This window comes from Pseudomonas sp. UFMG81 (assembly GCF_015354575.1).
Lineage (GTDB): Bacteria > Pseudomonadota > Gammaproteobacteria > Pseudomonadales > Pseudomonadaceae > Aquipseudomonas.
The window spans coordinates 1-20,786 of record NZ_JACAFQ010000004.1; the positions used below are offsets into that span (position 1 = coordinate 1).

The 20,786-nt window shown below is 64.1% G+C and carries 17 protein-coding genes and 1 riboswitch; of the genes, 2 read left to right on the forward strand and 15 right to left on the reverse strand.

The genetic code is table 11. The features are described 5' to 3' along the window. Positions 1-178 precede the first annotated feature (178 nt). The 5 genes from IX761_RS04250 to IX761_RS04270 form a co-directional block, all read right to left on the reverse strand. Positions 179-2,008, reverse strand: a complete 1,830-nt coding sequence (locus tag IX761_RS04250) for a P-loop NTPase fold protein (RefSeq protein ID WP_194788385.1) — start codon at positions 2,006-2,008, stop codon at positions 179-181. 140 nt (positions 2,009-2,148) lie between these two features. Continuing rightward, positions 2,149-3,387: a saccharopine dehydrogenase family protein gene (locus tag IX761_RS04255; RefSeq protein WP_194788386.1), complete on the reverse strand. Its 1,239-nt coding sequence runs from the start codon at positions 3,385-3,387 to the stop codon at positions 2,149-2,151. Positions 3,388-3,417: 30 nt separating this feature from the next. Then, positions 3,418-4,515, reverse strand: coding sequence for a carboxynorspermidine decarboxylase (locus tag IX761_RS04260; RefSeq protein WP_194788387.1), 1,098 nt, complete (start codon positions 4,513-4,515; stop codon positions 3,418-3,420). Between the two features lie 250 nt (positions 4,516-4,765). Then, positions 4,766-5,401 carry a TIGR02646 family protein gene (locus IX761_RS04265; RefSeq protein ID WP_194788388.1) on the reverse strand — a complete coding sequence of 212 codons (636 nt, stop codon included), beginning with the start codon at positions 5,399-5,401 and terminating at the stop codon, positions 4,766-4,768. After that, positions 5,376-6,785 (reverse strand): AAA family ATPase, encoded by a 1,410-nt coding sequence (locus IX761_RS04270; RefSeq protein WP_194788389.1) that lies wholly within the window; start codon positions 6,783-6,785, stop codon positions 5,376-5,378. Before IX761_RS04270 ends, IX761_RS04265 begins: the two co-directional genes overlap by 26 nt. A 139-nt stretch (positions 6,786-6,924) precedes the next feature. Between IX761_RS04270 and IX761_RS04275 the strand changes: the two genes are divergently transcribed. Next, positions 6,925-7,416, forward strand: coding sequence for a metallophosphoesterase family protein (locus IX761_RS04275; protein ID WP_194788390.1), 492 nt, complete (start codon positions 6,925-6,927; stop codon positions 7,414-7,416). Here IX761_RS04275 and IX761_RS04280 read toward each other — a convergent pair. After that, positions 7,391-7,780 (reverse strand): RidA family protein, encoded by a 390-nt coding sequence (locus IX761_RS04280; RefSeq protein ID WP_194788391.1) that lies wholly within the window; start codon positions 7,778-7,780, stop codon positions 7,391-7,393. The two genes, IX761_RS04275 and IX761_RS04280, sit on opposite strands and share 26 nt — an antisense overlap. Positions 7,781-7,892: 112 nt before the next feature. Here IX761_RS04280 and IX761_RS04285 point away from each other — a divergent pair, with 112 nt between their 5' ends. Further along, complete coding sequence (locus IX761_RS04285) at positions 7,893-8,792, forward strand: LysR family transcriptional regulator (RefSeq protein WP_194788392.1); 900 nt, start codon at positions 7,893-7,895, stop codon at positions 8,790-8,792. 9 nt (positions 8,793-8,801) lie between these two features. Here IX761_RS04285 and IX761_RS04290 read toward each other — a convergent pair whose 3' ends face one another. The 9 genes from IX761_RS04290 to IX761_RS04330 all read right to left on the reverse strand — a co-directional run bounded on the left by IX761_RS04290 (position 8,802) and on the right by IX761_RS04330 (position 20,785). Continuing rightward, the gene (locus IX761_RS04290) at positions 8,802-9,476 is read right to left on the reverse strand and encodes a TetR family transcriptional regulator C-terminal domain-containing protein (protein ID WP_194788393.1); all 675 of its coding nucleotides are present in this window, start codon (positions 9,474-9,476) and stop codon (positions 8,802-8,804) included. Between the two features lie 205 nt (positions 9,477-9,681). Beyond that, entirely contained in the window at positions 9,682-10,599 is a 918-nt protein-coding gene (locus tag IX761_RS04295; protein WP_194788394.1) for a pyridoxal-phosphate dependent enzyme, read from the reverse strand. A 13-nt stretch (positions 10,600-10,612) separates the two neighbouring features. Further along, a complete protein-coding gene (locus tag IX761_RS04300; RefSeq protein WP_194788395.1) occupies positions 10,613-11,305 on the reverse strand; it encodes a helix-turn-helix transcriptional regulator in 693 nt (230 codons plus the stop codon). Positions 11,306-11,448: 143 nt separating this feature from the next. Beyond that, a complete protein-coding gene (locus IX761_RS04305) occupies positions 11,449-13,152 on the reverse strand; it encodes an amidase (RefSeq protein ID WP_194788396.1) in 1,704 nt (567 codons plus the stop codon). Positions 13,153-13,466: 314 nt separating this feature from the next. Continuing rightward, entirely contained in the window at positions 13,467-14,306 is an 840-nt protein-coding gene (gene yghU, locus IX761_RS04310) for a glutathione-dependent disulfide-bond oxidoreductase (protein WP_194788397.1), read from the reverse strand. A gap of 415 nt (positions 14,307-14,721) precedes the next feature. Then, positions 14,722-15,927 carry an NAD(P)/FAD-dependent oxidoreductase gene (locus IX761_RS04315; protein WP_194788398.1) on the reverse strand — a complete coding sequence of 402 codons (1,206 nt, stop codon included), beginning with the start codon at positions 15,925-15,927 and terminating at the stop codon, positions 14,722-14,724. A gap of 204 nt (positions 15,928-16,131) precedes the next feature. Further along, a complete protein-coding gene (locus tag IX761_RS04320) occupies positions 16,132-17,187 on the reverse strand; it encodes a GlxA family transcriptional regulator (RefSeq protein ID WP_194788399.1) in 1,056 nt (351 codons plus the stop codon). A gap of 145 nt (positions 17,188-17,332) precedes the next feature. Continuing rightward, complete coding sequence (locus tag IX761_RS04325) at positions 17,333-19,456, reverse strand: TonB-dependent receptor (RefSeq protein WP_194788400.1); 2,124 nt, start codon at positions 19,454-19,456, stop codon at positions 17,333-17,335. A gap of 108 nt (positions 19,457-19,564) precedes the next feature. Beyond that, positions 19,565-19,771, reverse strand: a riboswitch (cobalamin riboswitch). Between the two features lie 69 nt (positions 19,772-19,840). Next, complete coding sequence (locus IX761_RS04330) at positions 19,841-20,785, reverse strand: hypothetical protein (RefSeq protein WP_194788401.1); 945 nt, start codon at positions 20,783-20,785, stop codon at positions 19,841-19,843. Position 20,786 lies beyond the last annotated feature (1 nt).

Sequence of the window (20,786 nt, forward strand, 5' to 3'; positions counted from 1 at the left end):
GGGGAGGCACGGTTGCGAGCGGTGTTCGAGGAGGCGGGGTTCAAGCGATTCCGGCGGGCAACGCAAACGCCGTTCAACTTGATTCTGGAAGCCCGTAAACAGTGAGTCGTCATGAGCGCAGAAGCACGGTGAGGCGGTCTGAACCGTCTCGCCGTGCGCTGTGGTAAAACGAACGCGGTCAGGCGTCTACCGGCGCGTACAGGCTGCTGATGTACGGCGTGAGGTAGTACTTGATAAGGCTGTCAATGCGCTGCCGATCGAAGTGTGATCGCCCCGTTTTGGATTCTTCCAGTTCCTGTTTCAATGCTGAAAGCCACGTACGCTCGGTATTCGGTTCTATTGGGGTGAAGTTATAACGGCGCGCGAATGCAGCCAATACGGTGATCTGCTGGTCATTGGGCAGAGCAAGCAGGGTATCAACAAAGCCGCGAGGATCGATCGCTGTCAACACGGGGGTAGTCATGTGATCGTCGCTGTTGGCGCTGGCGTACGAGACTCTCCATACGTAGCGGTCGGGTTGCGCCCGCATGTCGCTCATCAGCGTCTCTATGCGGTGCTGATAAGCATCTTGGATGAGCCGTTGCGTAAGGCCTTTGTAGTGTTCGAAGAAGGCCCGGTGGGCTTTCGATTCCGAATGGTTCCACGAGGGATTATAGAAGCGGCCACTGAATAAACTGTATTGACGATCCGTGAGGTAGTGATCGGTCAGGGGCAGTAGCCGTTGCTGTAGATAGAGGGAATCAAGGTACGCCTGACCTTGCGCGAGGACCTGGTCGGCGGTGCTATCGATGAAACCTTGCTCGGCCAGCCACAGACGCAGGCTGAAACTGGACAGGACATCGTCGATGCAGGTGAACTCCAGGTCGCCGTATTCGGTGTTGAATGTGGCCAATGCATGCTGGAATTTTTGCTCGCTACGGCTGAAGGCATTGGCGAGTGTCTGCATGGCAGTTTCAGATTCGTCGCGAAAGAAGCGCGAGTGAGACAGGGTTTGCTCAATCTCTGCGGCATTGAAGATGCCTTTGACCAGGGTGTTGACCAGGTCCTGGTTACCGAGTACGTGGTCCCGTAGGTTGAAACCGGCATAGCGCTTTTCCAGTTTCTCGAAGCCTGTTGGCTCCTCACCTTCAGCAAGCGCGCGAGCAAAATGCTTGTAGACGGAGTCTTGCGGGCGTTGCTGGATATCCTCCTCGCTCACGGTGCCGGCTTTGAAGGCAAACGAAAATGGGAAAAAGACTTCAAGGCAGTGCAGCAGCACTTCGGGATGGCTTCGGTGCCTGTCCGTGAGCGTATTGAACAAACGCTCGAAGTCCCAGAGTGATTGCTGCAGGATGCGCAGGCTGCTGATGCCGGAGACCTGATACAGGTGTTTTATCTGCTCGGTGTGCAGGGTGATGAAGTCCTTGAATTGCGCTGATGCGTTGGCAGAAATAAACGAGCACAGGGCATCGTCGAGGGGCGGTGACACGGAGAGTGTCTTGCCAATCAGCTTTTCCCGGTACTTCAGGTAATTGTTGCTTTCGTCAAGCTCCTGTTCATTGGCAATGATGATGGCTTTCTTGCCTTCATGCTCGACGAATCGGTTGATGTAACCCAGCACCTTGTCAGGCTCAATGCCGCAGCGTTCCAGGTCATCAAAAATGTAGAGGGGCTTCTTGTACTTGTTGAAGAACAGCTTGCGCCCAAGGTCGGTCTGCAGGCTGAAGTACGCCAGGGTTGATTTGCCGAGGCTTTCAATGGCCTTGGCAACTTTACCGTCCAAGCGCGGATGCACATCGGCGATGACCAGCTCATCGATGTCATTGAAGGTGCTTACGCCGTAGAGGCTGATGTATGTGTAGTCTTCGGTCGAGACGCCGCTGTTTTCCAGGTAGGCGCGGATCAGGTGGGTCTTGCCGATACCCCATTGACCATTGAGCATGACCGCGAAGCGCGGGTCAGGGAGGGCGAGGTAATAGCCAAGGTAATCAGTAATATGCGCGTTGATGTCTACCGCTGTGTTGTCCATGCACTCAGTACTCCTGTATGAGCGCAGGAGTATAAATACCCTTCAGCCGCTTGGACAAATCCTACGGGCCTTTGCCCTGAGGCGTCGAAGCGTGCATTGATGAGATGCGCCCTTGAAAGGGCGCATCTTGCATGTGCAGCTTAGGCGTCCCAGGGACGGTCGCCCTTTTCATCCTTGACGCGGGTCGGCAGGCCCATGACGTCCAACGCCTTGAGGAACGGCTCGGCCGGCAGCTCCTCGACGTTGACCATGCGGCCGGCGTCCCACTCGCCACGGGCGACCAGCAGGGCGGCCGCCACCGGCGGTACACCGGCGGTGTAGGAGATGCCCTGGCTGTCGGTCTCGGCGTAGGCTTCTTCGTGATCAGCCACGTTGTAGATGAACACTTCGCGCGGCTGGCCGTCCTTGGTGCCCTTGACCAGGTCGCCGATGCAGGTCTTGCCGGTGTAGCCCGGGGCCAGCGAGGCCGGGTCGGGCAGTACGGCCTTGACCACTTTGAGCGGTACCACTTCCAGGCCTTCGGCAGTCTTCACCGGCTGCTCGCTGAGCAGGCCGAGGTTCTTCAGCACGGTGAACACGTTGATGTAGTGCTCGCCGAAGCTCATCCAGAAGCGCACGTTCGGCACGTTCAGGTTCTTCGAGATCGAGTGCACTTCGTCGTGCCCGGTGAGGTAGAGGTTCTGCGAACCCACCACCGGCAGGTCGTCGGTGCGCTTGACCTCGAACATGGTGTTGCTGGTCCACTGGCTGTTCTGCCAGCTCCATACTTGCCCGGTGAACTCGCGGAAGTTGATTTCCGGGTCGAAGTTGGTGGCGAAGTACTTGCCGTGGGAGCCGGCATTCACGTCCAGAATGTCGATCGAGTCGATCTGGTCGAAGTACTGTTGCTGCGCGAGTTTCGCGTAGCTGTTCACCACACCCGGGTCGAAACCGACGCCGAGAATGGCGGTAATGTTCTTTTGTTGGCACTCTTCGAGGTGTTTCCACTCGTAGTTGCCGTACCACGGCGGGGTCTCGCAGATCTTGCCCGGCTCTTCGTGGATGGCGGTGTCCAGGTAGGCGACACCGGTATCGATGCAGGCACGCAGCACCGACATGTTGAGGAAGGCGGAACCGACGTTGATCACGATCTGCGATTCGGTCTCGCGGATCAGTGCCTTGGTCGCCTCGACATCGAGGGCATTGAGCGCGAAGGCCTGGATGTCGGCGGGTACCTTGAGGCTACCCTTGGCCTTGACGCTGTCGATGATGGCCTGGCATTTGGAGATGTTCCGTGACGCAATCGCAATACGACCCAGTTCGTCGTTATGCTGTGCGCACTTGTGGGCCACCACCTTGGCGACACCTCCTGCACCAATGATAAGAACGTTCTTCTTCAATTCAGCTGCTCTCCTTCATGAAAGCCTGTCTTACGACAGGCTCGAAACGTAGTCTTCGAAACCGAACTCGCGCACCACTTCGACGCTGCCGTCGAGTTGCTTGACCGCGATGGACGGCATCTTCAAACCGTTGAACCAGTTTTTCTTGACCATGGTATAGCCGGCCGTGTCGATGAACGACAGGCGATCGCCGATGGCCAGGGGCTTGTCGAATTGGTACTCGCCGAAGATGTCACCGGCCAGGCACGACTTGCCGCAGACCATGTAGGTGTGCGCGCCGTCGTTGGGGGCCATCTTGGCGTTGAGGCGGTAGATCAGCAGGTCGAGCAGGTGCGCTTCGATCGAGCTGTCGACCACGGCCAGGTGCTTGCCGTTGTACAGGGTGTCGAGCACGGTCACTTCCAGCGAAGCGCTGTTGGTGATGGCCGCTTCGCCCGGCTCCAGGTACACCTGCACGCCGTAGGTTTGCGCGAACTGCTTCAGGCGCGCGCAGAAGGCGTCCACTGCGTAGTCTTCGCCGGTGAAGTGGATGCCGCCACCCAGGCTGACCCATTCGACCTTGTGCAGCAGGTGGCCGAAGCGCTCCTCGATGTGCGTGAGCATCTTGTCGAACAGGCTGAAGTCGCCGTTCTCGCAGTTGTTGTGGAACATGAAGCCGGAGATCTTCTCGATCACCTTCTCGATCTTTTCCGGGTCCCACTCACCCAGGCGGCTGAACGGGCGCGCGGGGTCGGCCAGCAGGTAGTCGGAGCTGCTCACCTGCGGGTTGACGCGCAGGCCGCGCACCTTGCCTTCGGACTGCTCGGCGAAACGCTCGAGCTGGCCGATGGAGTTGAAGATGATCTTGTCGCAGTTCTCGAGCATCTCTTCGACTTCGTCGTCGGCCCAGGCCACGCTGTAGGCGTGGGTTTCGCCGGCGAATTTCTGGCGGCCGAGCTTGAGCTCGAACAGCGAGGACGAAGTGGTGCCGTCCATGTACTGCTGCATCAGGTCGAATACCGACCAGGTGGCGAAGCACTTGAGGGCGAGCAGGGCCTTGGCCCCGGACTGCTGGCGCACGTAGGCAATCTTTTCCATGTTGCCCAGCAGTTTCTGTTTATCGATGAGGTAGTACGGCGTCTTGATCATTTAAAGGCCCCCGGCCAGGCCGGCCAAAAAAAGGACACGCATTGTGCCTTCACTTGCCGCAGTTCGAAAGGGTGGAAGGCGCATTTCGTCTGAGTTGCGGGCGTTGCGAGCTGGCGAAGTGCCCGCAGGCACGTTTGGCATTACGGATCTGCGGCGTTCGTGGGCACTGTCAGATGCACGATGGGCCTATTGGAGCACAGGAATGTGACCATCCTGATGATCAGCTGCGCGGTGGCAGGAGGCGACAGGCCTAGGGTTGAGCGACGCTCAACCAGCCTTTGAGAATACTGACGACGACGGGAGCATAAGGTTCGAGTTTGCCATTGACCGGTGTAGTGAGGTCGTCAATCACCATCTGCAGCAGCTCGTCGTCATACAGTGGCGATAACGGACCCTCGCGCTGTAGCAATGCTTGTGACAGAACCTTGCGCTTCTCGACCAACTTTTTGTTGTTGCGCTCGTGGTCGCCAAGATTGAGCGTGGTGATCGTCTCGACTGCTCGTGGCGTGCGGCCTTCAACACGACCGCTGACGAGAAACACCAGTTCGTTCTCGCATTCCGCCATGAGGGGAGTGAGCGCGATCGGCTTGTTGCCCTTGGCCGCATCGCATTGACGCGGCGTCTTGCAACTCGCCACGATATTGTCGAAGTCCAGGCTCCGCCCGGGATGCTGGTCCCTGCACATCAGGTGCTCATTCATCGTATCTTCTCGATCGCCCGACACATAGGCGCAGCAGTAAGCGCACAGATGCATCTGCTCGGCCGTACAGGCTTGGCGGATTGCAACGCGCTCGGCATGCTCCAGATCTGTGTAGTGGCGGCGTGGGACTTGCGTCCTGGCACGTGTGAGCGCCGCAGGTTCAGCGCCTTTGTCGATCTTTCTCAAGGCGCAACTCCTGTTTGCGTAGGAACAGCTTGGCCCGGGTCAGCTCCAGATTGGAGGGAGGCAACCATTTTTCAAGGTCGGCGATGAGCTGCCTGGCTTCTTCTAGCCGGCCAGTCTGAATGGCATCCAGCGTATCGTTGAGCTTTGAGCCAACCTCGGGATTGCGGATGTGTGTATCCATGACATCCAGCAGCACGGTGTTGGCATCCTGACCGAACTGCGACGGCACTTTTTCCAATTGGCCGTCGTTCAGGGAGAGCACCAGCACGTCCGGGTAGTCGCTGATCACCAAAGGTGAATGCGTGGTCAGGATGAACTGGCAGTTAGGGAAGGTGTGAGTCAGGTTGCGGATAACATCCCGTTGCCAAGACGGGTGCAGGTGCATGTCCACTTCGTCGATCAGTACCACGCCACTACCGTGCAATGGGTTTTCCAGCGCTGGGTTCATCAACGACAGGCGTCGGGCGATATCGCCGACCAGTGCCATCAGGGACTTTTCGCCTTGGGAAAGTTGCAGGATATCTAGAGACTGTCCGTCTTTGTCGACCATCAATTGCAGGCGTGGTTTGCGTTGCACGCGCAGGTTGGAGAAACCAGGCATAAAGTGTTCGATGGCCAATCGAACAGCTGAAAGCTGTCTGTCCCGTTGCGTGCTTGTAAGGTGCCGCAATTTCTCGCTCAGCGTGAGGCTTGCCGGCTTCACGTCAACGACGAGTGGGGACGTGTCGTTGATGTGATTGAAGACTTGCGACGTCCAACCTTCGGTAATCAGCACGGTGACCATCTCAGAGACACGCTCGTTCTCATGATCTTCCCGATCCCTGAACCATTCGAAAAAACCCGCGAAGCCAACAGCAGGATTCAGGAATTCTTCATAGCCAGACACCTGGTCGAATGCTTTCCTTTTCCTGACCCGCAACGGCGCCTCCATCACCGAGCGCTCCACGGGATAGTACGCCACCAAAGGCAGGCTACATTCATTGGCGTCTGTCAGCAGGGCGCGGTAGTGCTCAGCGAGGCGGGTGGCGTCGGAAAGGTCGGATTGAAATTGCTTTGTCCTGCCTTGGCGAGTGCGTGCGATAGTCCATCGCAATGGCGCTTCCTTGGCTGCCGTCCCGGTAACCAGGATGTCAATGGCTGCCGAGGCGGCGCCGTTGAGGATCGCGTGCTCTGCAATCGGGCTGCCGGTACCTTTTTCGCTACGCACTCGCCCCACGAACCAGCTCAGCGACGTAGCCAGGGCCTTCAAAATGGAAGTCTTGCCGGCCCCGTTGTTGCCGACCAGTACAATGACCTTGGCGGGTGTGGGTTCGTTTTCCATGAACGAGGCTTCGAGGTGTTCGAAACGCCCGAAGTTCTGTAGCTGAAATTCTTTGATCTGCATGCTTGTATCCGGCGCGGCCCTGATCTCACAGGATTCTGGGGGCTGAAAAGTCGCCGAAGCATAGCACGCGGTAACCTTTGGAACTGCTTGGTAAAGCCCATGCTGTCCGGCCCAATCAGTCACGTTCAGGAGGGGCGTAATGAAAGTAGGCGTGATTTCCGATACACACGGGTTGTTGCGTCCCGAGGCGCTGGTAGCCCTGGCAGGTTGTGATCTGCTCGTCCACGCGGGAGATATCGGCAAGCCAGAAATACTCGTCGCGTTGCGTGCCATCGCGCCGCTGCATGGGGTACGCGGCAACAACGACCTGGCGCTGCCTTGGGCGGCGGGGTTGCCCGATGTGCTGCGCTTCAACGTGCAGGGCTGGCAGGTCCTGCTGGTACACGACCTGGCCGATGTGCCGGCGCACCTGGACCAGGAGGTGCAGGTGGTGATCACCGGGCATTCGCATAAGCCGCTGATCGAGCACCGCGAGGGACGCCTGTACCTCAACCCCGGCAGCGCCGGGCCCCGGCGTTTCAGCCTGCCGGTGACCCTGGCGCTGGTCGAGATTGGCGCGGATGCGTGGGTGCCCGAGATCGTCCCGCTGCTTGTCCAGCAACCGCTCAAGGCAACTTCGCGACGACCTTGATCTCGAAGTCGAAGCCGTAGAGCCAGGTCACGCCCACCGCCGTCAAGGTCGGGTGAGGGGCGCTACCCCAATACTCTGGCACCACCTGCCAGATGGTTTCGAACTTCGACTGCGGGTCGACCATGAACACCGTGACGTCCTGCACGTCGTCGAAGGTGCAGCCGGCTTCACCCAGGATCGCCGCGAGGTTGGCGAAGGCACGGTGCACCTGGGCCTTGAGGTCGGGCTCCGGCGAGCCGTCGTCGCGGCTGCCGACCTGGCCGGAAACGAACAGCAGGCCGTTGGCGCGGATGGCCGGTGAATAGCGGTTTCGTTCATACAGGGCCTGGCGGCCGGGTGGGAAAACTACGTCACGGTGAGTCATGGGGGTGTCCTTCAGTGAGTGGAGGGCCCCACTGTATCCAGCGGCGGTGTCTCGATAATCAGGCAGTTGCGGGTAAGATTGTTTGGCGTTTGCTAACAATCAGAGGTGCCCGATGGACCGCTTCGATGCCATGCGTGCTTTCGCCCGGGTGGTGGAAACCGGTAGTTTCACCAAGGCCGCCGACACCCTGCACATCAGCCGCACCAGCGTCACCCAGCTGATCCAGCAGTTGGAGGCGCGCCTGCGGGTGCGCCTGCTCAACCGCACCACCCGGCGGGTGAGCGTGACCAACGATGGTGCGCAGTTCTATCAGCGTGTGCTGCGCCTGTTGGCTGACCTTGAGGACGCCGAGGGCAGCCTGGGGGACGCGGCCCAGAAGCCACGGGGCAAGCTCAGGGTCGATGTGCCGAGCCCTTTGGCCCGCCTGGTGCTGGTGCCTGGGCTGGCGGATTTCCACGCCCGCTACCCCGATATCCAGATCGAAATGGGCGTCAGCGATCGCATGGTCGACATCATGGGTGAGCATGTCGATTGCGTGGTGCGCGGTGGTGAACTGCTCGACCAGTCGCTGATGGCACGGCGGGTGGCCGACTTGCAATTAGGCGTGTATGCCGCGCCGGCTTATGTGCAGCGCGCCGGTACACCGGTCCATCCCCATGATCTGGAAAACCCGGCGCACCACGTGGTGGGGTTTCTTTGGGCCCGAACCGGCAAACCCTTGCCCTTGAACCTGGCTCGTGGGGCAGAGCAGGTGCAGGTGCAAGGGCGCTGCGTGCTGGCGGTGGACGATGGCAACGCCTACCTCGCGGCTGGCCTGGCCGGGCTTGGCGTGCTCTGGCTGCCGGACTACATGGCCCGCGAGCAGGTGGCCTGCGGCGCCTTGGTGCGCCTGTTCGAGGACTGGCAGTTGGCGCCGATGCCGCTGTACGTCGCCTACCCGCCGAACCGCCATGTGGGCGCACGGCTGCGGGTGTTCATCGACTGGGTGGCGCAGGTGGCGGCTGGGCTTTGAGGGGGCGATTCAGGTTGGCGTCGCGGTATGCCTGGTGGAGGCGGCATCGCTGTTGCTTTTTGTATATAGCGAAACGGCGGTTTTGCTCCTTTCACACTCGGGCCGCAGGCCGCGCAGCAGCATGTCGGCCAGGGCCTGGCTTGACGCGCGCGTCGGCTTGAGCTGGCTGGCGCTGCCGGGCGCCTCGCCGAAACGGAACAGCGCCAGCGGTGTGGACCAGAGAAACAGCAGCAAGTGCTCCGGGTCAGTCCTGGCGATCAGCCCGCGGTCCATCCAGGCACTGAGGCAGGCCAGGCTCTGGCGCGCGCTCACGCGCAGGTCTTCGTTGCGTCGCGGCGACAGCTGGCGGGCGCCGTGCAGTAGCTCCTTGAGCCAGATGCGCGCGGCATGGGGGTGGCGCCGGGCGACTTCGGCGTTGGCCTGCAGGTAGCGCGGCAGCGCCTGGTCTGGTGCGATGGCGGCGTTCAGGCTGTTGGCGGCGTGCAGCAGTGGCTCCATGACCAGGTCGAGCACTGCGGCGTAGAGCAGGCGCTTGTTGCGAAAGTAGTAGAAGACATTGGGCCTTGGCAGCCCGGCACGGGCGGCGATGTCATCCATCCGGGCGGCGGCGTAGCCGTGGTGGGCGAACGCTTCGCTGGCGGCGTCGAGGATCAGTTGCTGGTTGCGGTCACGGATAGTGGGCATGGCGGGGGCAGGACTTCTGAATCGCTATGTTGAAAAGTATATAGCGATTGTTAGTGGTCCCGCTATCGTGGCGATGTTGCCGGGCGGCGGCCTTGTGTTGTTGGTCGCGGCCCATCTGATGGCGCGCACGAACCCTGTAGGAGCGGCCTTGCCGGTCCGGCGCCCCGGCAAGGCCGCTCCTACAGGAGATTCCAATCGGCTTGAATTACGCCGTTTGCTCCAGCCAAGTACGGATCTGCTCCACTGTAGCCGTGGCACCGCCACAGACGATCACCAGCACATTGGCATAGGGCGCCAGCACCTCTGGTCGCTGCAGTAGCGCCAGCGCTGCGCCGCAGGCCGGCTCGACCAGCACCCGGTGATCGAGCAGCAGGCGCTCACAGGCCTCGAGCGCGTCGCGGTCACTCACCAGGTGGCTGTGCACGGGATGCTGGCGGGTGCATTCCAATGCCTGCTCGGCTACCCGCTTGGCCCCCAGCGAGGTCGCCACCGAAGCGATCCGCGGCAGTTCGACGGTGTGCCCGGCGGCCATCGCCGCGTGTAGTGAGGCCGCCCCGTCGGTTTCCACGGCCAGTACCGGCACGTCGTGCCAGCCATTGCGCTGCAGGCCCTCGACCACACCGCAGAGCAACCCGCCGCCGCCCACCGAAAGCACCACGGCATCGGGCTTTAAGCCGGCCGCAGCCACTTCGTCGATCATGCTGGCATGCCCGGCCCACAACAGCGGGTCGTCGAATGGGTGGATAAAGGCGTCGCCCGGGCCGAGCAGGCTCTGGGCGCGTTCGTTGGCTTCCTGCCAGGAACTGCCATGCACTACCACCGTGGCGTCCTCCAGGCGCAGCAGCTCCTTGGCCCGTTCGGTGGTGGTCTCGGGCACTACCACGGTCACTGGTACGCCAAGCTTGCGCCCGGCATAGGCCACCGCCAGCCCGGCGTTGCCACCCGACGACGAGACGAAATGCCGCGCACCTTGGGCGTGATGGACCTCGCAGGCATGGCCGACCCCGCGCAGCTTGAACGAGCCGCAGGGTTGCAGGGCTTCGAGCTTGAGCCACACCGGGCGGCCAGCGCTCAGCGAAAGGGGACGGGACTCGATCAGCGGGGTGTGGATATGCAAGGGCATGGCAGGCTCCGGCTCAGTCGCGGGCAGCCGGGGCGGGCTCGCCGCGCAGCTGCTCCAGGTAGTTGTAGATGGTGTAGCGGGTCACGCCGAGGGCCTCGGCGGCTTTCTCCACGCCCCCTTTGACGATGAACAGGCCGCGCTCCTGCATCACCCGCACCGCCTCGACCTTGGCCTGCTTGTTCATGCGGCCCTGGCCGCTGCGTTGCAGCGAGTCGTGGATGATCTCGGCCATCAGCACGGCCATCTCGGCAGGCTCGCTGTTGCTGGTCGCGATCGGGGCGGCGCCCAGTGGCTGGAAGTGCTGCAGGAAGGCCATGGCGGCGTCCAGGCCGCTGACGTCGGTATTCACGCACAAGCTGGCGAAGGGCAGGCCACTGCTGTCGCGGAAGATCGCCGTGGCGCTGCGCAGGCTGCGACCCTTGAGGGTGGTGGGGTAGTCAGGCAGCACCACGGGCTCGCTACCCGGCTGGCCTTCGGCGGCCTGCATCAGCGCCTTGAACCCTTGGTCCTGTTCCGGCGCGGCGAGGATCGGGCTGCCCACCTGGCGACCAGACAGCTGCCCATTGGCGATGGCCACGACGGAGCGTTCCGGTTGGGTGAGATCGTGCAGGAGGATTTCGACGTTGCGCGGGACAACGCTGCCCAGGGCCTGGAGGGTGGCCTTGAGTACGGTGAAGGTGAGCTGGCGCTCTTGGTTTGGGGTCATGACGGCATGCACGAGAATCAACAGTTGGTTGATTTTTGCATGCGGTGTTGAAGTTTTCCAGCGGTGTATACAACCGCGGGGCAAGCCCGCTCCCACGCTGCCTCCTTTGCGTGGGAGCGGGCTTGCCCCGCGCTGATTGACGATCAGCCCAGCTTCGGCGTGCGCGGCGGGATCATGCGGCGCGAGCCGGTTGCCTCGAAGGCAGCGGCAAATTTCAACAGATTGTTGTCGCTGTAGGCTTTGCCGGCGAAGGTCAGGCCCACCGGCATGCCGATATCGGCCATCACACCCATCGGCACGGTGACGGTCGGCACGCCCAGGTGACGGATCGCCAGGTTGCCGTTGGCCACCCAGATACCGTTGCTCCAGGCAATGTCCGCCGATGCCGGGTTGACGTCGGCGTCGGCCGGGCCAACGTCGGCCACGGTGGGGAACAGCACCGCGTCCAGGCCATGAGCGTCCATCCAGTCTTCCAGGTCCTGCTTGCGGGTCTGCTCCAGGCCACGCAGGCCGTCCGGTACGGTGGCGATCTGGTCCCAGGTCTTCAGGCCGCGCTTGGCCATGTTGACGTATTCGTCCATGCCGGCGGCCAGGTCGTCCTCACGGTTGGGCAGGGTGCCCGGGTCGTGAGGGAAGATCTGCGGGCCGTCGACGTCGGCCAGGCGGTTGAGCTTGGGGTCGTCGTTGGCACGCAGGAAATCGTCGAAGGCCCAGCCGGACAGTTCCCACAGTTCGTCATGCAGGAATTCCTTGCTGACGATGCCGCGGTTGAACACGGTCGGTGCGCCCGGGCGGTCGCCCTCGCAGTTGGACACCAGCGGGAAGTCGGTCTCGACCACTTCGGCGCCGGCGGCTTCCAGGGCTTGGCGCGCCTGCTTCCACAGCTCGATCACGCTGGCGCGGGTGTTGATGCGCTGGCCAGTCGGGCCACCGATACCGGGTTTCTCCGAGGTGCCGGCTTCAGCGTCGGCATTGATGTACATGCGTGGCACGGCGAAACGCTTGCCCTTGAGCGAAGCGGCGTCCACCGCCAGCTCCAGGTACGAGGCCGGGCGCACGCTGGAGGCGGCCGGGATCGGCACCCAGGGTTGCAGGCGCCACAGGTCGCCGCGCTTGTCGGCGTCGTCGGCCACCACCACGTCGAGGATTTCCAGCAGGTCGGCCATGGTCCGCGCGTAGGGGACGACGACGTCCATGGTCGGGGTCAGCGGCCAGTTGCCGCGCACCGAGATCACCCCGCGCGAGGGGGTATAGGCGCACAGGCCGTTGTTCGAGGCAGGGCCACGGCCGCTCGACCAGGTCTCTTCGGCCAGGCCGAAGGCGCTGTAGCTGGCGGCGGTGGCGGTGCCGGCACCGTTGGACGAGCCCGAGGCGAAGGGCGCGGTCAGGTAGTTGGCGTTGTATGGGCTTTCGGCGCGGCCGTAGACGCCGCGCTGCATACCGCCGTTGGCCATCGGTGGCATGTTGGTCTTGCCCAGGCAGATGGCGCCGCCGGCGCGCAGGCGCTCGACGGTGAAGGCATCGCGCTGGGCGACCAGGTCCTTGAACGCCGGGCTGCCGGAGGCGGCGGTCAGGCCTTTGACCAGGTAGCTGTCCTTGGCGGTGTAGGGGATGCCATCCAGCGGGCCGAGGGTCTGGCCGCTGGCGCGGCGGGCGTCGGAAGCTTCGGCCTCTTTCAGCGCTTCTTTGTTGCGCACCACCACGGCATTGAGCCGGGTGGCGGTGTCGGCGCCGTCGTAGGCGTCGATGCGGGCCAGGTACGCCTTGACCAGCTCGACCGCCGTCGTGCGGCCAGACTCGAGCGCGTCGCGCAGCTCGGCAATGGAAACCTCGGTTACCTCGATCATGCTGTCACCACAGTTGTGCAGGTGGAAAATCATGGCGGCGAGTGTAGCAAGAAGGTCTTGTCCGACGCAGGCATGCAGCGGGGAAAAGCTTCGTTGCAGCGCGGCATTGTGGGGGATGGATTCGCTGCGCTGGTGCACGGAAACAGCGGTGGGGAGCAACTGGCTTGCACAGGTTTTCTGTAGGAGCGGCCTCGCCGGGGCGCCGGACCGGCCGGAAAGGGCTGCATCGCAGCCCCGGCCATTGGTGTCGCTGCGCCCCTTTCGCGGCACGAGGCCGCTCCCACAGGGGCGTGCAGGCGTTCGGGTGTATTGGCTCAGTCCAGGTCGGCCGCCGAATGACGCTCCGGCACCTGGGTAGCTTCATCGCCCCAGGTGCGGTTTACCCGAGTGCCACGTTGTACCGCCGGGCGCTTGGCGATGGCTTCGGCCCAGCGCTGCACGTTCGGGTACTCATCCACTGCCAGGAATTCCGCCGCGCCATACAGGTTGCCGCGTACCAGCTGGCCGTACCACGGCCACACGGCGATATCGGCGATGCTGTACTCGTCGCCGCCCAGGTAGGCGCTTTCGGCCAGGCGCCGGTCGAGCACATCGAGCTGGCGCTTGGCTTCCATGGTGAAGCGGTTGATGGCGTATTCGAACTTCTCCGGCGCGTACACATAGAAGTGGCCAAAGCCACCGCCCAGGTAGGGCGCCGAGCCCATCTGCCAGAACAGCCAGTTCAGGCTTTCGGTGCGGCTGGCCGGGTCCTTGGGCAGCAAGGCGCCGAACTTTTCGGCCAGGTACAAGAGGATCGAACCGGATTCGAACACCCGCACCGCTGGCTCGACACTGCGGTCGAGCAGGGCGGGGATCTTCGAGTTCGGGTTGACCCCGACAAAGCCGCTGCCGAACTGGTCGCCTTCACCGATGCGGATCAGCCAGGCGTCGTATTCGGCGCCGGAGTGACCCAGGGCCAGCAGCTCTTCGAGCAGGATGGTCACCTTCACCCCGTTTGGCGTGGCCAGGGAGTAAAGCTGCAGCGGGTGTTTGCCCACCGGCAACTGCTTGTCGTGGGTAGGGCCGGCGACCGGGCGGTTGATGCTGGCGAACTGGCCGCCGGAGGGGGCCTCGTGGGTCCAGACCTTGGGTGGGGTGTAGACAGGCTTGCTCATGTGCGGAGTCTCCTCGAAGGCGGAATGCGATCACGTATAAGGCGTGGATGCGCATCTATGCCATGGGTTCATCGCGCGGGACAAATGCATTCGATGCATAGCTGATATCGAGGGCGCGGGGCTTTACATTCAGCGAGGGGACTTTGCTGCTCCGAAGCGCTGTTCGCCGGCAAGCCGGCTCCTACGGGGTGTAGCGCAGAGCATGGATGGCGCTAACCCCTGTGGGAGCAACTGTCTTGCGCAGGTTTTTTGTAGGAGCGGCCTTGTGTCGCGAAAGGGTGCGCAGCGCCCCCAGGATCTCGAGTACGTCTGAAATCGCCGGGGCCGCTCTGCGGCCCTTTCCGACCGGTCCGGCGCCCCGGCAAGGCCGCTCCTACACAGACCGCGCAAGATGTGGGCTTGCCGGCGACAGGGCTCAGGCCACCGGAATCAACGGATCGGCCGCCGCCAGTGCCGCCGCCCGATCATTGGCGGCCGGTGGGTAGATCCAGATCGAGTTGATCTGGTGCTTGAGCACCTTGGCTTCGGCTTTGTCCGTGGGTGGCGACACCGTGCGCTCCCAGCCTTCGGTGTACACCGCGCCCCAGGCACCCAGGTCCAGGCAGGTGACGTACTTGGGCTGGCTGTAGGTCATCGGCGTCACGCCGGTCAGTTCGGCGGCGGCGTTGTTGCCGGCGTAGCGGCCCAGCGGGATGGCGTGCTGGCAGGACATCACGGCGTAGTTGCCAATCTCGTCGCAGGCGGCATAGGCCACATCGCCGGCGGCATACACCGCCTCGTTGCCCTTGACCTTGAGGTTGCCGTCGACATGCAGGCGGCCCTGGCGGTCGCGTTCGCCGCCGATCTGTTCGGTCAGCGGGTTGGCCTTGAAGCCAACGGTCCAGATCACCGTGCTGGCGTCGATGCGCTGGCCGTTGTCGAGCACCACGCCAGCGGCGTCCACCGACGCTACCGTGGCGCCGCAGATCCACTCGATGCCCAGGTGTTCGCTGGCCTCTTCGATTGCTGGGCGGATGCCGTCGCCCAGCGCCGCGCCGATATTCGCGCCACGGTCGACCACCACGATGCGCGGCTGGGTGTGCTCACCGAGGATCTTGCGCAGGCGTGCCGGCAGTTCGGTGGCGGTCTCGATACCGGTGAAGCCGCCGCCGGCCACCACCACGGTATTGCGCGCCGGGCTGTCGGGCTGGTTGGCGAGGGCCTTGAGGTGCTCTTCCAGGCGCGACGCCGAGTCGATCTTGTCGACATCGAAGGCATGCTCGATGCCGGCCATGTCCGGGCGGTTGAGCAGGCTGCCGCAGGCCATGATCAGGCGGTCGTAGGGCAGTTTCGACTCGATGCCGCCGGGGGCGCGGTAGCTCACCTCACGGGCGCTCTCGTCGATGCGATAGGCGCTGCCCTTGACGAAACGCACACCGACCTCGTCGAACAGCGCCTGTAGGGGCGCCGCCATGGTGTGTACGTCGGGTTCGTAGAAGCGTGGGCGTACGTGCAGTTCGGCCTGGGGGGCGAGCACGGTGATGGCGACGTCGTCGCGTCGCTGCAGGTCAAGCTGGCGGGCGGCGCCCAGGGCGCTCCACAGCCCGGCGAAGCCTGCGCCGATGATCAGGATCTGTTTCATGGGGGTGCTCCTGGATGTTCCGCGTACTGCGGTAGTTGGCGTTGTTGGTTCGAGCACGGCAGAGAGAAAGGGTACGCCTGGTGCCGTTGGGTGGGGCGTGGTCCGACCTGTGGCCTGTCGCGGGGCAAGCTCGTGGGAGCGGGCTTGCTCCGCGACAGGGTGGTTGTCGCAGCAAGGAATGCTAAAGGTGGCCGGCGTTGCGCCCTAGGCCAAAGAACCCTGGATTTCGGCCAGCGGCACGCTGCGGGCGAAGCGGGCGCGGTAGTCGCGCGGGGTGACCGCCAGGTGGCGCTGGAACGCCAGGCGCATGCGCTCCTCGTTGCCGAAGCCGCACTGGCGGGCGATCTGCTCGATGTGCTGCGCGGAGTTTTCCAGCAACCGGCGGGCGGCCTCCAGGCGAAACAGCTCGATGGCCTTGGCCGGGGTGCGTCCGGTCTTCTGTTTGTACACCCGGGTGAAGTTGCGCAGGCTCATGCAGGCCTGCTGGGCCAGGTGCTCGACACTCAGGTGCGCCTCGCCCAGGTGCTCGCCCAGCCATAGGTGCAGGGCGTCGAAGGCGGCGCTGTCCTCGCCCTGGGCCTTGAGCAGCTCGCTGAACTGCGCCTGGCCGCCCGGGCGCTTGAGGAACACCACCAGTTCGCGCGCCACCGTCATGGCCACCTCGCGGCCACAGTCGGCCTCGACCAGCGCCAGGGCCAGATCGATGCCGGCGCTCACCCCGGCGCTGGTCCACACCTGCTCCTGCTGCACGAAGATCGACTCGGCATCCACTTCGATGGCCGGGAAGCGCTGGCTCAGGGCGTCGCACATGGCCCAGTGGGTCGCCGCCCGGCGCCCGTCGAGCAGGCCGGCGGCGGCCAGCAGGAAGGTGCCGCTGCACACCGAGGCGGTGCGCCGGGCGCGGGCGGCGGCCAGGCGTAGAAAAGCCACCAGTTCGCCGTGGTCGGGGAGGGTGCGGATAATCTCCGGCGCGCCGGGCACCACCAAGGTGTCGAAGGGCTCACTCAACCAGGGCAGCAGCGGTTCGGTGCCTACCTCCAGGCCCTCGGCGGTTGCCACCAGGCCACCTTCCAGGCTGGCGGTGACCACCCGGTAGCCGGGCAAGCCTTTGGCTGCCTGGGCCTTGCTGGCGGCCCAGAACACCGTTTGCGCGCCGGTGAGGTCGAGCAGGCCCATGTGTGGGTAGGCGAGGAACAGCACCGTGCGCGGCTGGTCGAGCGAATGCACGGCCGGGGTGGGGATCTGCGGGATGTCGGTCATGGTTGGCGGCTTGTCGGCGAAGGCGTAGCCCTAGTCGATCAGCTCGCGCGACGCCATGCAAGCACCCCCTCATCGCGGGGCAAGCCCGCTCCCACTGGTGCAGCATGGCGTGGGAGCGGGCTTGCCCCGCGATGAGGCCCGGTGGTCAGAAGCGGTAGTCGACCGTGGCGAAGTACGAGCGTGGCGCGCCCAGCAGCCACTGTTCGCCGCTATGTGCCGAGGCCACGTAGTCGCGGTTGAGCAGGTTGTTCACCTGCAAGCCCAGGCGCACGTCCGGCAGGACCTGCCAGCCAATGTTGGCGTCGACCACGGTGTAGCCCGGCACATGCTGCTGGTTGTCGACGCTGGCGTAGCGCTGGTCGACGTAACGCAGCCCCAGGCCCGCCTCCACGTCCTGGCCAAAGCCCTTGCTCAGCCACAGGTTGGCGGTGCGCCGCGGCACGTTGGCCGGGCGATTGCCGGCGCGGTCGATCACCCCCTGCGAGGTGCTTTGCAGGTAATCGTCATACTTGGCCCGCACCAGCGCGGCGTTGGCCGATACCTGCCACTGGTTGCCCAGCGCCAGTTCCAGTGTGGCTTCCAGGCCGTCGGAGGTCTGCTGCCCGGCCTGTTGCTGGGTCTTGCTGGCCGGGTCGTAGACCAGCAGCTTCTTCTTCACGATGTGGTAGGCGGCCAGCGTCCATTCGCCCTGGCCTTCCCAGAAGCGCTGCTTGATGCCCAGCTCGGTCTGCTTGGCTTCGGTGAGGTCGAAGTCCATCTGCTTCTGGCTGAGGCTGATCAGGTTGCCCACACCATCCTCGCTGGTGGAGTACTGGCCGTACAGCGACAGGTCGTCGCTCAGCGCATAGACCAGCCCGGCGCGCCAGTTGCCACCGCGCAGGCTGACGTCGCTGCGCGAGCCGTCCACCAGGTTGTCGCGGTCGATATGGTTCTGGTCGCGGCGCACCCCGGTGACCAGCGACAGGCGCTCGCTCAATTGCAGGCGGTTCTCGGCGAACAGGGCGAAGGTGTGCGTGGTGGAGAGGGTTTGCGGGCGCAGCGGCGAATCACTGTGGAACCAGCCCGGGGCCGGGCGCCACGGGTCGACCAGGTCCACGCCGCTGTCGTTGTAGGGCGCGTTGCTGTCGACGTTGAAGCGGATCTTGTTGTATTCGACACCGACCACGGTCTTGCTGGCCAGGCCCAGCAGCGAATGATCGAAGGTGAAGCTCTGGCGGTCGCCGATCTGCTCCTGGTTGTGCTTGATCTCCAGGTAGCTGCCGCGCTGCAGCAGGCTTGCGTCGGCGTCCCAGGTGTAGTCCTCGGCGTTGCGCCAGTGGCGGCGGCTCTTGATGTAGTACAGCTGGTTGCTGGCCGAGACGCTGTCGCTGATGGTCCAGTCGGTGTTCAGCCGGGTCCACTCGTCGTGGTAGCGCTGCTCGTCGTTCTGCACGTTGTAGTTCTTCTTGCGCAGGCTGTCGCGGTAATGCCCACCGAGCAGTGGGGTGCCGAAGTAGTTGGCGGGCTCGGCGTCGCCGCGTTCGTGGGCGAGGGTAAAGCTCAGGTCGTCGCTGGCATCGAAGCGCAGCGCGGCGCTGAGCGCCAGGTTGCGCGAGTCGGTGCGGTCGACCCAGCCATTGCCTTGCTGCTGGTTGAGGGTGACCCGGTAGCTCAGGCGTTCGCTCAGGCTGCCGCCGCTGTCCAGGCCCAGTTGCTGGCGATCCCACGAGCCGTAGCCCAGGCGCAGGTGGTTGTGGATCTCGCCGGCGAAGGGCTTTTTCGGGATCACGTTGATCACCGCGCCGGTGGCGCCTTCGCCGTACAGCACCGAGGCTGGGCCACGGATCACGTCGATGCGTTCGACCATCCACGGGTCGACCGGGAAGGTCTGGGTGCCGGCGCCGGTGTACAGCCGCGAGCCGTCGAACAGGGTCATCACCGAGCCCTGGCCGGTGAAACCGCGCGCCGACAGGCCGGTGCCGCCGTCGCCCGGGGTGCCGATGAAGGTGATGCCCGGCGAGCGGGTCACGGCATCCTGCACGGTGAGGTTGTTGCGCTGCTGGATCTGCGCCTCGCTGATGCTGCTGGTGCTGGCCGGGGTTTCCAGGGCGCTCAGGTTCAGGCGCGAGCCGGCTGGGGTTGGGGTGGCCAGGTCGATGGCCGGCCCGTCGCGGCTGTCGGTGACGGCCGTGGAGGGGAGGGTGAGAGGGCTGTGTTGCTCGTCGGCCAGCGCCGGTAGCGAGACGGCGAGGCACGCCGCCAGGGTGTGAAGCTTGTTGATACGGGACATGTCGTTCCACTGCTGCAGGAAGGAATGGATCCCGGTGGAAAACACGCAACGGCGAAACGCGCACGCAGGCGCGCACGCGAGGACCGGCCTGCGCCCGCCCACCGCGGGTTGCCAAGTGACGCTTCAGGCCGGTCTCCGGGCTTGCGAGGGTCGTGAAGCCTTCACCTTCCCATGCATGCGCACAGTGGTCTGTCGAAGGGTTCGCTCGCTTACCGTTGCGGGGGCAGCGCCGGACTTGTCGCTCGAGGCGACGCACCGGCTTCCCGTTTCACCCTGCGCGCGGCGGCGCAGGACACCTGAAACTGGCGCGCATATGACCATCGATCGGGCAAGGAGTCAATCGGATGTGCCGGGCAGTGCCTGCCCGGCTCTATCTCGCGCTGTTCAGCGCCCGAGGATGTCGGCGAGGGTGTGCGATGACAGCGAGCGGTCGGCCGCCTCGCCGGTGATCAGGCAGTGCGGGTCGCGGATGCAGGCCCAGGCGCGGATCGGTCGCGGTTTCATGGTCTGGCTGGCCGAGTCGTAATAAAGGCTGTAGCCCTGCAGGTACTTGGCCAGCCCCCAGAAATGCTCTGGGCAGACGGTGCTCTGCGAGGCGCTGGGGGCCAGGTCGATGTTGGCCCCGGCGTAGGCCATCTGCACGTAGGCCGCCGAATGCATCGGCTGGCCGAGGGTCAACGGGTTGCGCACCTCGGCCTTGTCGCTCAGGTAGTTGAACCACTGGCCGGCCAGGGCGGAGAGGGCCAGCTGCTGGCGCGCGCTTTCCGGCGACAGGGCAGCCTGGCGCACGTACTGGCGTTCCTCGTCGGTCATCGCCAGGGAGATGACGGCGAAGTTGGGGATGCTGTTCAGACGCTGCCAGTCGAAGGTGGCCGGGGCGTATTCGGCCAGGCGCCTGGGCATGACGCCGTCGCGGTACAGCGCGTCGCTGAATTGCGCGCTGGGGCGCAGCGTGCACTCGACCAGCCACGGGCTGTTGGCACCGCGCAGGCGCCTGGCGTCGCCATGCAGGCCGCCGTTGAACAGGAAGGCGTGGCTCCAGTACGACGGCCCGCGATCGATGCGCACGATTTCCTGGCTGCGGCGCAACCCATAGCCGAACAGGCCGTAGGAACCGATCAGGCCGATGGCCATCTCGCCATCGGCGGCGTGCCGGTGCTCGCCGTCTGCGAGTTGGCCGGCAAGCTGCTGCAACTGCTGGGCGACTTCGGCCAGAAACGCCGCGTTGTCCTTGTGCCGGAACGGCTTGCTCAGGTCGGCCGGTGGCTGTGCACCGGCGAAGGGCAAGGCATCGAGTACGCGAGGGGTGTAGAACAGTCGATTGCTCATG

Coding starts and splice junctions, on each gene's coding strand:
- IX761_RS04250 (WP_194788385.1), bottom strand. CDS start 2,008: ATGGACAACACAGCGGTAGACATCAACGCGCATATTACTGATTACCTT.
- IX761_RS04260 (WP_194788387.1), bottom strand. CDS start 4,515: ATGATCAAGACGCCGTACTACCTCATCGATAAACAGAAACTGCTGGGC.
- IX761_RS04270 (WP_194788389.1), bottom strand. CDS start 6,785: ATGCAGATCAAAGAATTTCAGCTACAGAACTTCGGGCGTTTCGAACAC.
- IX761_RS04275 (WP_194788390.1), top strand. CDS start 6,925: ATGAAAGTAGGCGTGATTTCCGATACACACGGGTTGTTGCGTCCCGAG.
- IX761_RS04280 (WP_194788391.1), bottom strand. CDS start 7,780: ATGACTCACCGTGACGTAGTTTTCCCACCCGGCCGCCAGGCCCTGTAT.
- IX761_RS04285 (WP_194788392.1), top strand. CDS start 7,893: ATGGACCGCTTCGATGCCATGCGTGCTTTCGCCCGGGTGGTGGAAACC.
- IX761_RS04290 (WP_194788393.1), bottom strand. CDS start 9,476: ATGCCCACTATCCGTGACCGCAACCAGCAACTGATCCTCGACGCCGCC.
- IX761_RS04295 (WP_194788394.1), bottom strand. CDS start 10,599: ATGCCCTTGCATATCCACACCCCGCTGATCGAGTCCCGTCCCCTTTCG.
- IX761_RS04300 (WP_194788395.1), bottom strand. CDS start 11,305: ATGACCCCAAACCAAGAGCGCCAGCTCACCTTCACCGTACTCAAGGCC.
- IX761_RS04305 (WP_194788396.1), bottom strand. CDS start 13,152: ATGATCGAGGTAACCGAGGTTTCCATTGCCGAGCTGCGCGACGCGCTC.
- yghU (WP_194788397.1), bottom strand. CDS start 14,306: ATGAGCAAGCCTGTCTACACCCCACCCAAGGTCTGGACCCACGAGGCC.
- IX761_RS04315 (WP_194788398.1), bottom strand. CDS start 15,927: ATGAAACAGATCCTGATCATCGGCGCAGGCTTCGCCGGGCTGTGGAGC.
- IX761_RS04320 (WP_194788399.1), bottom strand. CDS start 17,187: ATGACCGACATCCCGCAGATCCCCACCCCGGCCGTGCATTCGCTCGAC.
- IX761_RS04325 (WP_194788400.1), bottom strand. CDS start 19,456: ATGTCCCGTATCAACAAGCTTCACACCCTGGCGGCGTGCCTCGCCGTC.
- IX761_RS04330 (WP_194788401.1), bottom strand. CDS start 20,785: ATGAGCAATCGACTGTTCTACACCCCTCGCGTACTCGATGCCTTGCCC.